At 41.5% G+C, this 14,469-nt stretch carries 12 protein-coding genes; 4 read left to right on the forward strand and 8 right to left on the reverse strand.

The window, feature by feature from the left end; all coding sequences use genetic code 11:
• Positions 1 to 17: 17 nt before the first annotated feature.
• Complete coding sequence (locus NQ505_RS21150) at positions 18 to 2,120, forward strand: alpha/beta hydrolase family protein (protein WP_008998575.1); 2,103 nt, start codon at positions 18 to 20, stop codon at positions 2,118 to 2,120.
• Between the two features lie 134 nt (positions 2,121 to 2,254).
• On the opposite strand, the gene NQ505_RS21155 is transcribed toward NQ505_RS21150, so the two are convergent.
• The 4 genes from NQ505_RS21155 to NQ505_RS21170 form a co-directional block, all read right to left on the reverse strand.
• Entirely contained in the window at positions 2,255 to 2,761 is a 507-nt protein-coding gene (locus tag NQ505_RS21155) for a flavin reductase family protein (RefSeq protein WP_008998576.1), read from the reverse strand.
• Positions 2,762 to 2,785: 24 nt separating this feature from the next.
• Entirely contained in the window at positions 2,786 to 3,784 is a 999-nt protein-coding gene (locus NQ505_RS21160; RefSeq protein WP_008998577.1) for an MBL fold metallo-hydrolase, read from the reverse strand.
• Positions 3,785 to 3,938: 154 nt separating this feature from the next.
• Positions 3,939 to 5,036, reverse strand: a complete 1,098-nt coding sequence (locus tag NQ505_RS21165; RefSeq protein WP_008998578.1) for a PspC domain-containing protein — start codon at positions 5,034 to 5,036, stop codon at positions 3,939 to 3,941.
• Between the two features lie 21 nt (positions 5,037 to 5,057).
• Positions 5,058 to 5,384 (reverse strand): PadR family transcriptional regulator, encoded by a 327-nt coding sequence (locus NQ505_RS21170; RefSeq protein ID WP_004299980.1) that lies wholly within the window; start codon positions 5,382 to 5,384, stop codon positions 5,058 to 5,060.
• Positions 5,385 to 5,548: 164 nt separating this feature from the next.
• On the opposite strand from NQ505_RS21170, the gene NQ505_RS21175 reads away from it, so the two are divergent.
• Positions 5,549 to 6,046: a GNAT family N-acetyltransferase gene (locus tag NQ505_RS21175; protein ID WP_008998579.1), complete on the forward strand. Its 498-nt coding sequence runs from the start codon at positions 5,549 to 5,551 to the stop codon at positions 6,044 to 6,046.
• 76 nt (positions 6,047 to 6,122) lie between these two features.
• Here the strand turns inward: NQ505_RS21175 and NQ505_RS21180 are convergent, their stop codons facing one another.
• The 3 genes from NQ505_RS21180 to uvrA all read right to left on the reverse strand — a co-directional run bounded on the left by NQ505_RS21180 (position 6,123) and on the right by uvrA (position 11,145).
• Positions 6,123 to 7,637: a peptide MFS transporter gene (locus tag NQ505_RS21180; RefSeq protein WP_004299982.1), complete on the reverse strand. Its 1,515-nt coding sequence runs from the start codon at positions 7,635 to 7,637 to the stop codon at positions 6,123 to 6,125.
• A 98-nt stretch (positions 7,638 to 7,735) separates the two neighbouring features.
• Complete coding sequence (ybaK, locus tag NQ505_RS21185) at positions 7,736 to 8,215, reverse strand: Cys-tRNA(Pro) deacylase (protein WP_004309260.1); 480 nt, start codon at positions 8,213 to 8,215, stop codon at positions 7,736 to 7,738.
• Positions 8,216 to 8,319: 104 nt separating this feature from the next.
• On the reverse strand, positions 8,320 to 11,145 hold the full coding sequence (uvrA, locus tag NQ505_RS21190) for an excinuclease ABC subunit UvrA (RefSeq protein ID WP_008998580.1): 2,826 nt from the start codon (positions 11,143 to 11,145) through the stop codon (positions 8,320 to 8,322).
• A gap of 158 nt (positions 11,146 to 11,303) precedes the next feature.
• On the opposite strand from uvrA, the gene NQ505_RS21195 reads away from it, so the two are divergent.
• Positions 11,304 to 13,070, forward strand: a complete 1,767-nt coding sequence (locus NQ505_RS21195) for a LysM peptidoglycan-binding domain-containing protein (protein ID WP_008998581.1) — start codon at positions 11,304 to 11,306, stop codon at positions 13,068 to 13,070.
• 7 nt (positions 13,071 to 13,077) lie between these two features.
• Entirely contained in the window at positions 13,078 to 13,812 is a 735-nt protein-coding gene (locus NQ505_RS21200; RefSeq protein WP_008998582.1) for a porin family protein, read from the forward strand.
• A 132-nt stretch (positions 13,813 to 13,944) separates the two neighbouring features.
• Here the strand turns inward: NQ505_RS21200 and NQ505_RS21205 are convergent, their stop codons facing one another.
• A complete protein-coding gene (locus NQ505_RS21205) occupies positions 13,945 to 14,388 on the reverse strand; it encodes a DUF4293 domain-containing protein (RefSeq protein ID WP_004299988.1) in 444 nt (147 codons plus the stop codon).
• Positions 14,389 to 14,469: the final 81 nt, after the last annotated feature.

The following is a 14,469-nucleotide window of genomic DNA, read 5'->3' on the forward strand; positions in this document are numbered from 1 at the left end:
AACATTTTATAAAATATATGAGACAAGCTAATTTAATTATGATGTCGGCAGCAATGTTGTTAGCTGCCTGCGGAGGAACCAAAGACGCAGGCAAGACAGATCAGGTGCTTATCGAGAAATCGGATATTAAGATCGAAGGGAAGCGCATGACTCCCGAAGCACTTTGGGCTATGGGACGTATCGGCGGATTCGCCGTATCGCCCGACGGAAAGAAAATTGCGTATACGGTAGCGTATTACAGCGTACCGGAAAACAAGAGTAACCGCGAAGTTTTCGTGATGAACGCAGATGGAAGCGAAAATCAACAAATCACTCATACCCCGTATCAGGAAAATGAGGTGACTTGGATTAAGGGAGGCACTAAACTTGCATTCTTAAGTAATGACAACGGAAGCAGCCAGCTTTATGAAATGAATCCGGATGGTAGCGGACGCAAGCAGCTGACCAACTACGACGGAGATATCGAAGGATATTCCATCTCACCGGATGGCAAAAAACTGCTATTTATTTCACAAGTAAAGACGAAAGAAAGCACTGCTGATAAGTATCCGGACCTGCCGAAAGCTACCGGTATCATCGTTACCGACCTGATGTACAAACATTGGGATGAATGGGTGACGACCGCTCCGCATCCTTTTGTTGCCGACTTTGATGGTAACGGCATTTCCAATATCGTGGATATTCTGAACGACGAACCGTATGAAAGTCCGATGAAACCTTGGGGTGGCATTGAGCAACTTGCCTGGAATATGACTTCAGACAAAGTGGCTTATACTTGCCGCAAAAAGACGGGACTGGAATATGCAATTTCTACCAACTCGGATATTTATGTGTATGACCTGAACACCAAGAAAACGGAAAATATTACTGAAGAGAACAAAGGATACGATACCAACCCGCAATACTCACCGGACGGCAAGTATATTGCCTGGCAGAGCATGGAACGTGACGGATACGAAGCTGATCTGAACCGTCTGTTCATCATGAACCTGGAAACTGGCGAGAAGCGTTTTGTGAGTAAGACATTCGAATCGAATGTGGATGCTTTTGTCTGGGGAGCAGATGCTAAAGTGATCTATTTCACAGGTGTATGGCATGGAGAATCACAAATTTATGCGCTTGACCTGGCAAATGATTCGGTAAAGGCTATTACTTCAGGAATGTATGATTACGAAGGGGTAGCTCTTTTCGGAGATAAGCTGATTGCGAAACGTCATTCAATGAGTATGGGTGATGAGATTTACTCTGTGGCACTGGATGGTTCTACCACTCAACTGACACAGGAGAACAAACAAATCTATGACCAGTTGGAAATGGGTAAAGTGGAAGGTCGCTGGATGAAAACAACAGATGGTAAACAGATGTTGACATGGGTGATTTATCCTCCACAGTTTGATCCGAACAAGAAATATCCGACTTTACTGTTCTGCGAAGGAGGTCCGCAGAGTCCGGTAAGCCAGTTCTGGTCTTATCGCTGGAACTTCCAGATTATGGCAGCTAATGATTATATCATCGTTGCTCCGAACCGTCGCGGTTTGCCGGGATTCGGTGTGGAATGGAACGAACAGATTAGCGGCGATTACGGTGGCCAGTGTATGAAGGATTACTTCACTGCTATCGATGAAATGGCAAAAGAGCCGTATGTGGACAAAGATCGTCTGGGATGCGTAGGTGCCAGCTTCGGAGGATTCTCCGTATATTGGTTGGCCGGACATCACGACAAACGGTTCAAAGCGTTCATTGCTCATGATGGTATCTTCAACATGGAAATGCAATATCTGGAAACTGAAGAAAAATGGTTTGCCAACTGGGATATGGGAGGCGCATACTGGGAAAAACAGAATCCGGTGGCACAGCGTACGTTTGCCAACTCTCCTCACCTGTTCGTAGAGAAATGGGATACTCCTATTCTCTGTATTCATGGAGAAAAAGACTACCGCATTCTGGCTAATCAGGCAATGGCTGCTTTTGATGCTGCCGTGATGCGTGGTGTTCCTGCAGAGTTGCTGATTTATCCGGATGAAAACCACTGGGTATTGAAGCCACAGAATGGGGTTCTATGGCAACGCACATTCTTTGAATGGTTGGACAAATGGGTGAAGAAAGCTCCGTCTAAATAAAATTTTACGTTAATTACATAGTAGAATAAACATAGTAAACTAAAAGAAGCCCCTGTTCTCAATCTTTTGAGTTCAGGGGCTTCTCCATTGCATTCATCAAAAATCGGCTAAAATTATAAAAAAGTTCGCTAAATTTACTCCGAATAAATATTTTCAATTTCTACAATATACATCTTATGGAAACCTCCATGAGCACCACCGTACCACTTTTCTATTGATTCTTTATCCAGAAAACATTCCGGTTTGATAGTGTCAGCATAAAGTTTCTTACATTCCAGACTCAAACGTGCCTGCTCGAACAGGACATTTCCTTTTTCTGTAAATACAGGTTTCAATCCGGTTTCTTTTACTTTATCTATATTACGTCCCGACTTGGAACCACAAACAGCGTGAATTTTCTTATTTTCTTCTCCTAAGAAAGAAAGTGTCAGGTAATCGTTCTTCTCTACAAACTCGTATGTATACCGTTCGGGACGGATAAAAACGAAAGCAACCGGTTTATTCCACAACCAGCCAATGCCACCCCAACTTGCTGTCATGGTGTTAAACTTCTCTTTTGTTCCCGCCGTTACGAGCATCCACTCTTTTCCGATTGTTTCGAAAAAGTTTTCTTTCAGGTCTTTTACTTCTAATTTCTTCATCTCTTTATTCGTATCTAAGTATTCTTATTTCTGTTTCCTCAATTTCACGATCTCTCCCAAATAAGGAATTTCCACAGAGATCTTCCGTTTCTTTGCCTCTGTTGCAAAGACTTTCGGGGGATCATGCAAAGGCTCGTCAGACAAATCGAATGTGCCATAATGCATGGGGATAGTAAGTCCTGCATGCATTTCTTCGGCAGCAGTCAAAGACTCGTGAGGCGATATATGATTGGGACGCATAAACCAGCGAGGTTTATATGCCCCGATACCCAACAAAGCGTAATCCGGTGCTCCGAACAGATCGGGAATCTCACGAAAGTGGCTGGAATAACCTGTGTCACCACTGTAATAAAGGGAGATTCCATTTCCTTGCAGCATGAAAGCTCCCCACAGTCGCTGGCCACCATCACGTACGGAACGTTTGCTCCAGTGTTGTGCCGGTAGAAAAGTAATCTTCAATCCCTCATCTTCCATTTGTTGATACCATCCGGCTTCAATCACTTTCATTTCGGGAAACCATCCCTGAATCAGCTCACCGGTTCCCAAGCCGCAAAAGAGTTTCATTTGCGGGTTATTCTTCAATAGGCGTGCTATACTCTGTTTATCCAAATGATCGAAATGGTCATGGCTGACAAGTAGATAATCAATCCCCGTAAATATGTCAGGATTAGCGGGAAACTCGCTCTGTCTCTTCACAAAAGGAATACTGCCGAACACAGGATCGAACATGATTCGTTTACCAGCTAATTGCAGAAAGAAAGAATTATGTCCGAGCCATATCAGGGAATCTCCTACCACCGCATCCAATGAACGGAGATAACAAACTTTCGGATCCCATTTCACCGTTTTCTTCTCTTTGCGTTGGGGATTGGACGAAAGACGCCATTTCAGTACACTCCCCATCCCCGGACGGAAGCGATGCTGCCGATTAAAAAAACGCCCGCGCACCATCGGATTTCCTCTCCAATAAGGGTTGACTGTCGCTAAACGTTCGTTTCTCCTAAAACATATATGTTCACCCATTTTTATTTCCTGAATACGTATTTACAAACTTACTAAAAATTTCTCGATTTACGATGAATTAGAGTAAACAAAAAATGTACCCCGGACACACTATCGGGGTACATTTACTTATAAAGGAATAAATATTATCCTTTTTTAATAGAATGAGACTTCGTTAAGAGCAGTGCAAGCCATACAAAGGCAGTTGCCAGCCAAGAGCTGAAAGATTAATAATCATTATGACTGCACCCAATATCCATAGAATCAATAGCGACCATTTCAAGCCTGTTCCCATCGGTGACCAATGGAATAATTGCCGCAAGATAGTATACAAGAAAGCTCCTAACGGAATACCGATGAGGGCAACTCCGGCAATCGTACCTAGCAGTGTCATCATTGGAGATACGGAAGCAACCGGCATCCAGTCGATGGCAGGCAGCATCTCGTAAAGCAGTGCTCCTCCGCTAACTGCCACGGCAATTGCTGCAAACACCAGTGCTACCAGTACAACGGCCAGTACGAACAAGACAGGGCAGCAGAGAATGACAAGAGCTACCAGAAATATTTTAAAGAGAACAGCAGCAATGGAAACAAAAACATCGCCTATCTTTTGAAGAAAGGTACGAGGTTTGCCGGAATTCATATAGTTATTGACTCCGTCCGCTACGCGTTCGAAACCGTCTGTCACTGTTTTGCCAATATTCTCAATGGTCACTGCCTCTCCACGCATACTCAATTTTTCTGCGGCAGTACGGGCTTCCGGAATAACAAGCCATCCAATAATATAAAGTATAATCATCGGGCAATAAGGAACAAATACCAGGATAATCATCAATATACGTACCAATGTGATGTCCCAACCGAAATAAGCTGCCAATCCTGCCGCTACACCTCCCAACAATTTATTATCCGGATCACGGAACCAGCGGCGTTGAGCAGAGGTTTGTGTACTGCCTTGATTAGCGGACGATGTTTGTTCCGTTCTTTTCTGTGAGTCCATATCCTCATCAGCAATTCCAAAGTCTTCCGGTTTGCCGACGCGGGCGATGATTTCTTCTACATCCGAAACTGTGATGACCTGTTTTCCTTCAGTTACTTTCTCTGCAAACAGTTCGGCAATACGCATTTCAATATCGTTTACGATCTCTTCCGCACCCTCCTGTTTACGAAAGTAATGTTTGAGGTTAGACAGATAATTGTCTAACAGTCGGTAAGCATCGTCATCTATATGATAGACAATTCCTCCTAAATTTATGGTCAATGTCTTTTTCATTTTTATTTCTTCTTTTTCGGATTATCTATTGGCTATATGATTCACTGTATCGTTAAGTTCTTTCCAGGAAATTTCCAGCTCTCCCAAAAAGACTTCTCCTTGTTCAGTGAGTTTATAGTATTTGCGGGGAGGTCCCTGGGTAGATTCTACCCATTCATAACTTAACAGGTCGTCATTTTTCAGACGGGTAAGCAATGGATACAAGGTGCCTTCCACTACAATCAGTTGGGCTTCTTTCAATTTCTGAATAATATCAGAAGCATAAGCGGGCTCCTTGTGCAACAAAAGCATGATACAATATTCAAGCATGCCTTTCCTCATCTGTGATTTTACATTGTCTACTTTCATTATTCACTTCTTTTAGATGCACAAATATATGCATTACTTTAGTACCTTGCATTACAAAGTACTATAAATTAATAATAATTAAAACATTAGAGACTCTCCACCTTATTATAAAAAGAAATAATGGCTATATTTGTGCCCGTTAAACCAAGAAATAGAAAATACATATGTTTACAATTCGAAAAGCAACGGTAGCCGATTGCGAGCTTATTCATAAGATGGCAAAGGAGGTATTCCCCGCCACCTACAAGGAAATTTTATCTCCCGAACAACTGGATTATATGATGGACTGGATGTATGCACCTTCCAATGTGCGCAAACAAATGGAGGAAGAAGGACATGTGTACTCCATTGCTTATAAGGAGAATGAACCATGCGGATACGTTTCCATTCAACAACAGGAAAAGGATGTATTCCATCTTCAGAAGATATATGTCCTCCCCCGTTTTCAGGGCACGCATTGCGGCAGTTTTTTATTCAAGGAAGCAATCAGGTGTATCAAAGAAATACACCCGGGACCTTGTTTGATGGAGCTCAACGTAAATCGTAATAATAAGGCTTTGCAGTTTTACGAACATATGGGAATGAGAAAGTTGCAGGAAGGTGATTTCCCGATTGGTAACGGGTATTATATGAATGATTATATTATGGGACTGGATATTTGATATACAAACAAAATGCCCCGGAACATTTATGATACTTGTTCCGGGGCATTTTGTTTATTTAGTTAATGGCAAGATTTTATTTCGCTACACGTTCCAGCCATTTTAACATGAAAATCATTGTAAACATTGAAATTGTACAAGCTACAACAAACACAGTCCATGTCATCCAAATAGGAATTGATTCGTACAGGATAGCACCAATCACCAACAACTGATTACCCAGTGCTGTTGCTCCCAGCCATCCTCCTTGCATAATACCTTGATATTTAGGAGGAGCAACCTTAGATACAAATGAAATACCCAATGGAGAGATATACAGTTCAGCTACTGTCAAGATCAGATAGGTCAGCATTAATAAAAATGGAGTAACTTTCACTGGTGAAGTTCCAACAGCTACAATATCCTCATGCAACGGCAAATTAGCAAAATAAGATCCGACTGCCATTACAATAAATGCCAATGCAGCAATTCCCATACCGATGGCAATCTTTTTAGGAGTAGAAGGCTCTTTACCACGTCTACGCTGACTTGCAAAAATAGCCATAATCACCGGAGTCAGGAACACTACAAAAAATGGATTTAACGATTGGAAGAGCTCTGCTGAAATAGGCATACCAAACAGATTCAGATCAGTATATTCTTTCGCAAAATAAGTCAAAGTCAGACCATTTTGATGGAATGAAAACCAAAAGAAAATAACAACACCAAATACAGCAAACAGAGCATACATACGTTGTTTTACTTCCTGTGCACTCATTTCTACAACTGTAGAAGATGCTGAAGAAGCAACGGTCTTTTTGCTGGGATCCGGGAAGTTTTTCTTATTCAACCAATAAATGGTTAAAGAAATAGCCATAGCAATAATAGCTACCCCGAATGCATAATGGAATCCAGTAGTAAAGACATTCAAATAATCTGAAGCGAAAGCCGTATAGTCTTGTACAGGAGCAGTAGAAGCTTTGGTAACTAAGGTATGATAAGTTTCAGTAGCTTCAGGCGACAAAGTACCTGCCAATTGACCATGACACAAAGCAGGAAGATCAGCATCATAATTATAACCGAAAGTAGATAACCACCAGTTACGCACGCCTACAGCTGCAAACGGAGCAAAAATAGCACCGATATTAATAAACATATAAAATAAAGAGAAACCGGAGTCACGCATGTTGGCATATTGAGGATTGTCATACATCTGTCCTACCAATGCCTGCAAATTTCCTTTAAATAATCCGTTTCCAAATGCAATAACAAACAAACTAGCACAAGTAATAACCAGATAGAGCATCTTGTTATCTACCGGAGTCTTAGATGGAATAGCCAATAATAAATAACCAACTGCCATTAACACAATTCCTGTGAAAATAGTTCCTTTGTAGTTCCTCGTCTTATCGGCAATAATACCTCCGACCAACGCCAAAATGTAAATAGAAAAATAAAAAGTTGAGTAAATAAATCCTGCTTCTTTTCCATTCATTCCAAACTTGGCTTGCAAGAAAAGCACAAGGATAGCCATCATAGTATAAAAGCCAAAACGCTCACCTAGATTGGCTAAAGCGGCTGCTATCAGTCCTTTAGGGTGTTTGTTAAACATAGAATATAAATTATTAAATTAATGATTTAATGGTCGATACCACATATATTTTGCAAATATATACTTTTTCTCGAGTTTTTGCACAATGATTTGTTAAACTACTCCTCAAATAAACGACAAATTTCCGCCCTGGATTCACGAATCAAATCTTCCGGAGCTATTTTTATCTGAAGTCCCCGTACACCGGCACTTACATAAATATACGGAAATTGTTGGCTGGTTTCATGAATATAAGTAGGAAAATGCTTTTTCATACCGATCGGCGAACAACCTCCCCGGATATATCCGGTAAGTGGCAGAAGTTCTTTTACGGGAATCAACTCACACTTCTTGTTACCCGAGGCTTTAGCTGCCAGTTTCAAATCAACTTCATGTTCTCCCGGAATGACACAGACAAAATATCCGCTTTTATCGCCGTGCAGAACAAGCGTTTTAAAGACCTGCTCGATGTTCTCTCCTAAACTTGCTGCCACATGAACAGCACTCAAGTCGTTTTCATCTACTTCGTAGGGAATTAATTCATAGGCTATCTTAGCCTTATCTAACAGCCGTGCGGCATTTGTTTTATTGATTTTCATTTTCGTTGTATTTATAAATTCTGTATCTGATAAATAAAGAATATGATATGATAAGTGCCAACTCATCGAAGATTGTCCGATAAGTTGGCACTCTATGATTTAAATTAGAGACCCAGCTCTTCGCGAAGAAACTTAGGTGTATATCCTTTAGGGCTCTTCGCAACTTCTTCCGGTGTTCCGTAACTAAGGAGTTCTCCCCCGCCCTTACCACCTTCAGGGCCCATATCGATAATATAATCCGCCATTTTAATCACATCCAGATTGTGCTCGATGACGATAACAGTATTACCTTTATCTACAAGCTTATTCAATACTCCCATCAATACACGGATATCTTCAAAATGAAGTCCGGTAGTCGGTTCGTCAAGGATATAAAGAGTTTTGCCCGTATCTCTTTTCGATAGCTCCGTTGCCAGTTTCACACGCTGGCTTTCTCCGCCGGAAAGAGTGGTAGAAGATTGCCCCAGTTTTATATATCCGAGTCCGACATCCTGCAAGACTTTAATCTTATTCAAGATTTGCGGCACATTTTCAAAGAATTCCACAGCACGGTTGATCGTCATGTCAAGTACATCGGCAATTGATTTTCCCTTGAAACGTACTTCCAGTGTTTCCCGGTTATAACGTTTACCGTGACAAACCTCACAAGGCACATATACATCAGGAAGGAAATTCATTTCAATCGTCTTATAACCATTTCCCGTACATGCTTCACAACGCCCACCTGCAACATTAAAGGAGAAACGTCCCGGTTTATAACCACGAATCTTAGCTTCCGGCAGACCCACAAACAGGTTACGGATATCAGAAAACACACCGGTATAAGTCGCAGGATTGGAGCGTGGCGTACGTCCCAAAGGTGATTGATCCACATCTACTACCTTATCTATATTTTCCAACCCTTCAATCGAATCATATTCCAAAGGATCTTGTAAAGAACGATAGAATTTCTGTGAAAGAATCGGCTGCAAAGTTTCATTAATCAAGGTGGATTTTCCACTTCCTGATACACCAGTTACGCAAATCAGTTTACCCAACGGAAATTCAACATCTACATTCTTCAGGTTATTCCCCTTCGCTCCTTTCAGCCAGATAGATTTCCCATTTCCTTTTCTACGCTTGGCAGGGATTTCTATCTTCATCTTGCCATTCAGATATTGCGAAGTCATTGTATCTGTATTCAGCATCTCCTGCGGGGTTCCGGCGAAAACGACTTCGCCTCCGAGACGTCCGGCTTTCGGACCCATATCGATGACATAATCGGCAGCCAGCATCATATCCTTATCATGTTCCACTACAATCACGGAGTTCCCCATGTCGCGGAGTTCTTTCAACGAGTTGATAAGACGCAGATTATCACGCTGATGCAGACCGATACTCGGCTCGTCGAGAATATAAAGTACATTCACTAATTGCGAACCAATCTGTGTAGCCAAGCGGATACGCTGACTCTCACCACCGGAAAGACTAACAGAGCTACGATTCAATGCCAGATAATCCAGCCCCACGTCCAGCAAGAACTTCAAACGTGTGCGAATCTCTTTCAGAATCTCCACTGATATTTTCTTCTGCTTATCGGACAGGAACTCATCCACCTTCATCAACCAGTCGTACAACTCGTTGATGTCCATATTCGCCAACTCATTGATATTCTTATCATGGATACGAAAATGCAAAGCTTCTTTATTCAAACGAGCCCCTTTACATTCGGGACAAACCGTTGTTTTGGCAAATTGTTCCGCCCATTTCTGTGCTGTTGCAGAAGCATCCTTTTCCTGCAACATCTGAATATACTTCACCACTCCTTCGTAAGTAACAAAGTAATCGGAGGAAGTACCGATCAGCGAACTCTTGATTTTAATCCGTTCGTCAGAACCGTACAATACTTCATCAATCGCATCGTCCGGCAACTCCTTTATCGGAGTTTTCAGTGTTGCGTCGTACTTCTCGAGCAAAGCACCGATTTGCCAGAAAATTATCGCATTCTTATATTTTCCCAAAGGTGCTATCGCTCCTTCATAAATGGAAAGTTCACGATCGGGAATCACTTTGTCCACATCAATCTGATTGACTACTCCCAATCCCTTACACTTCGGACATGCTCCTTGCGGTGAATTGAATGAGAAGTTATGCGGAGCCGGCTCACGATAAGACAATCCGGTGACAGGACACATGAGCCGCTTACTATAATGACGGATGCTTTCAGACTGGGCATCCAGAATCATCATCAACCCATCTCCCTGGCGCATAGCGGTTGCCACACTCTGTTTCAAGCGCCGGTCATCTTTCTCCGCTACCACTAATTTATCAATAACCACTTCTACATCGTGATTTTTATAGCGGTCGAGTTTCATGCCATGCGTTATTTCACGCACTTCACCGTCCACCCGTACATACAGGTATCCTTTTTTACGTATTTGTTCGAAAAGTTCCCTGTAATGTCCCTTACGTGAACGAACTAGCGGAGCTAGCAGATATATTTTCTTTCCTTTATAATCTTTCAGAATCAAGTCCAGAATCTGCTCTTCGGTATATTTCACCATCTCCTCACCCGACAGATACGAATAAGCCACTCCCGCACGGGCATACAGCAAACGGAGATAATCATATATCTCCGTAGTCGTTCCTACGGTAGAACGGGGATTTTTATTCGTTGTTTTCTGTTCAATGGAGATAACCGGACTCAAACCAGTTATCTTATCGACATCCGGACGTTCCAGATTACCCAAGAAGTTACGGGCATACGCTGAAAAAGTTTCGATATAACGACGCTGTCCTTCGGCAAAAATCGTATCGAAGGCTAAAGAAGATTTTCCACTACCGCTCAATCCGGTGATAACAGTCAAACTGTTACGGGGAATTTCGGCATCAATATCCTTTAAATTGTGCACGCGCGCACCGTACACATTAATATATTCTGTTTCCTGCATATTCATATCCTTCCATAAATGTTGCAAAATTAATGTTTCCGCCCGAAATATGCTCCTAAAAAAGCACAATATTATTTTCTTAACTCAAATCTTATGAAGATATAGGGCATTATTTGTACCTTTGTTCCTTGATTTCAAGAACCAATAGTTATAATTTGATGAAACCGATAAACCGTATATTCTTATTTTTGCTTTTTATAAGCGTTTCATATGCTATCAGTTATGCACAAGAAAACCAATCATATTTCTTGCATACCATCGAAAAAGGACAAAGTTTATACTCCATCTCCAAGATGTATAATGTCACTACATCAGACATCATACGTCTGAATCCGGGCTGTGACGAAAAGATCTATGCCGGACAGACAATCAAAATTCCTACGGGAAAAGAGAGTCAGAAGGGAGAAACATTCCATACGATTCAGGCCGGAGAAACACTATACAAACTGACAACCATGTATAATGTATCCGCCAAAGATATTTGTGAAGCAAACCCCGGTTTGAGTGCCGAAAATTTCCGTATCGGACAGGTTATCCTGATTCCACAGAAAAAAGAAGAGCAAACTGCTACTGCAACTCAAACGCCTACCGAACAGACCACCATTCAAGGTCCTGTTGTTCCGAAATGCAAGGATATGCATAAGGTAAAACGCAAAGAGACTATTTTTAGCGTGAGCCGTGAATATGGAATCAGCGAGCAGGAGTTAATTGCAGCTAACCCGGAACTGAAAAAAGGCATGAAAAAGGGACAATTCCTTTGCATCCCTTACCCGGCAGCAACGACCGTGCAACCTATACAGAAGGAAGATCCTTACGCTATTCCTCCCAGCAATAGCGAGCTTTTCCGCAAAAGTAAAGAGACTCCCCAAAAGCTGTCTACCATTAAAGCAGCTTTATTGTTGCCTTTCCAGGAAGACAAACGCATGGTGGAATACTACGAAGGTTTCCTGATGGCAGTAGACAGTCTGAAACGTACAGGTATTTCTCTTGATCTATATGTATATGATTGTGGAAAAGATGTTTCTACATTAAATACAATTCTTGCCAAGAACGAGATGAAAAGTATGAATATCATCTTCGGTCCGATGCATCAGAATCAAATAAAGCCATTGTCCGACTTCGCAGAGAAGAACGACATACGCTTGGTGATTCCTTTCTCTCAAAAAGGAGAAGAGGTATTCAACAATCCGGCAGTTTATCAGATCAATACGCCTCAATCTTACTTATATTCAGAGGTTTATGAACACTTCACCCGTCAATTCCCCAATGCAAACGTTATCTTCATAGAACCGGCGAGCGTTGACAAGGAGAAAGCGGAATTTATCAGCGGCTTGAAACAAGAGTTGAAAAGCAAAGGCATCTCTATGAAAACTGTTGGCGAAAGCGCAACGAAAGAAACGTTGAAAGCAGCGCTCCGCAGTGATAAAGAAAACATCTTTATTCCGACATCAGGCAACAACGTCTTACTGATTAAGATACTTCCTCAACTGACGCTGTTAGTCAGAGAGAATCCTGCAGAGAATATTCATCTGTTCGGCTATCCGGAATGGCAGACCTATACCAGAGATCATCTGGAAAACTTCTTTGAATTGGATGTATATTTCTATTCTTCATTCTATACGAATACGTTGTTCCCGGCAGCTGTGCAGTTTACCAATGCTTACCATAAATGGTATAGCAAAGATTTGGCAAGCAAATACCCTAATTACGCAATGCTGGGTTTTGACACCGGCTTCTTCTTCCTGAAAGGATTATCGCTTTATGGCTCGGAACTGGAAAACAATCTGCCTAAAATGAACCTGACTCCTATCCAGACCGGATTCAAATTCGAGCGTGTAAACAACTGGGGAGGATTTATTAATAAAAAGGTGTTCTTCATACGTTTCACTAAGAATTTTGAATTAGTAAAACTTGACTTCGAATAATACGAAAATGATAAAGATAAAACCATTTTTGATCGCAACACTCCTACTTACAGGATTTGCCCTTCCTGCTGTCGCTCAAATCGGAGAAGCACGAAACAATTTATCGGTAGGTATCAATGGAGGTGTCAATTTAAATAGTGCTTCCTTTACTCCCACCATCAAGCAAAATAGCCTGATGGGAATTACCGGAGGTTTGACAGCACGTTATATATCCGAGAAGTATTTTGCCATGATTTGTGGCGCACAGGTCGAGTTGAATGTCTCGCAACGAGGCTGGGACCAATTATTTGAAACAATATCACTGGACGCCAACGGATATGAAGTCACTTCGAAGGACCTTACTAAAACTTACACTCGCAAAATGACTTATATAGATATTCCTTTCCTCGCTCACCTTGCTTTCGGACGAGACAGAGGATTGCAATTCTTTGTCCATGCAGGTCCTCAAATCAGCTTTCTAATCAGTGAATCGGAAACAATAAAAGGTATTGATATGAATAGCTTATCTGATACACAGAAAGCCCTGTACGGAGTTAAGATTCAAAATAAGTTTGACTATGGTATTGCCGGTGGCGGTGGTGTAGAACTTAGAACAAAGAAAGCTGGTAGCTTCATCGTTGAAGGCCGTTATTACTTTGCCCTGTCTGATTTCTACAGCACTACTAAGAAAGATTATTTCGCCCGTGCAGCGCATGGAACCATTACCATAAAGCTCACATATTTATTTGATTTGAAGAAATAACCCCTCTTTCAAGGAGGAAGAGATTAAAACCTCTTATTTATAAACAAAATCCCATTCATAACGAACTAAAAAATCCCCACTAACTCTAAACGAATTAGCGGGGATTTCTATTTCTGGGGACTTTAGTCCTTTTTATCGCAATCTATCCGCAGCTTTTACCATCACCTCATCCCGTCCGATAGCACGGATAGCCAGTATATTCAGGATGATGGAAACAAGCGGCAAACACAATGCCCAGCCTATACGGAACATATTTTCATCATTCTTCAATGCAAAATAAAAAGCAAGGGCAGCAATGTAATAACCTACTAATAATAAGCTATTGAAAATTGTCATGCGAATCTGCAACATACGGTTCTTATACAAAAAGATAGTAGCCACAGCCACGATAGTGCTAACCATCAGAATTCCGAATAAGCCCCATGTAGACTGAATAGCACCGTTTACTTCCAATCCTAATGCCTTAAAAGGATGTTCTCCCATCGCATCAATGAAGTAGCCCATCGGCAAACACATGGCTGTAATCAGCAATCCTACAACAATCAATAAATAAACAGTTTGAATTCGTTGAATCATAAGTATTCTAAATAGTAGTTGAGTTAAACAATAATAGCCAAGCAATAAGGAGCAGGGATCATCATCCCACTTACTACTTGA

Source organism: Bacteroides sp. D2, from assembly GCF_025147085.1.
Taxonomy (GTDB): Bacteria; Bacteroidota; Bacteroidia; order Bacteroidales; family Bacteroidaceae; genus Bacteroides.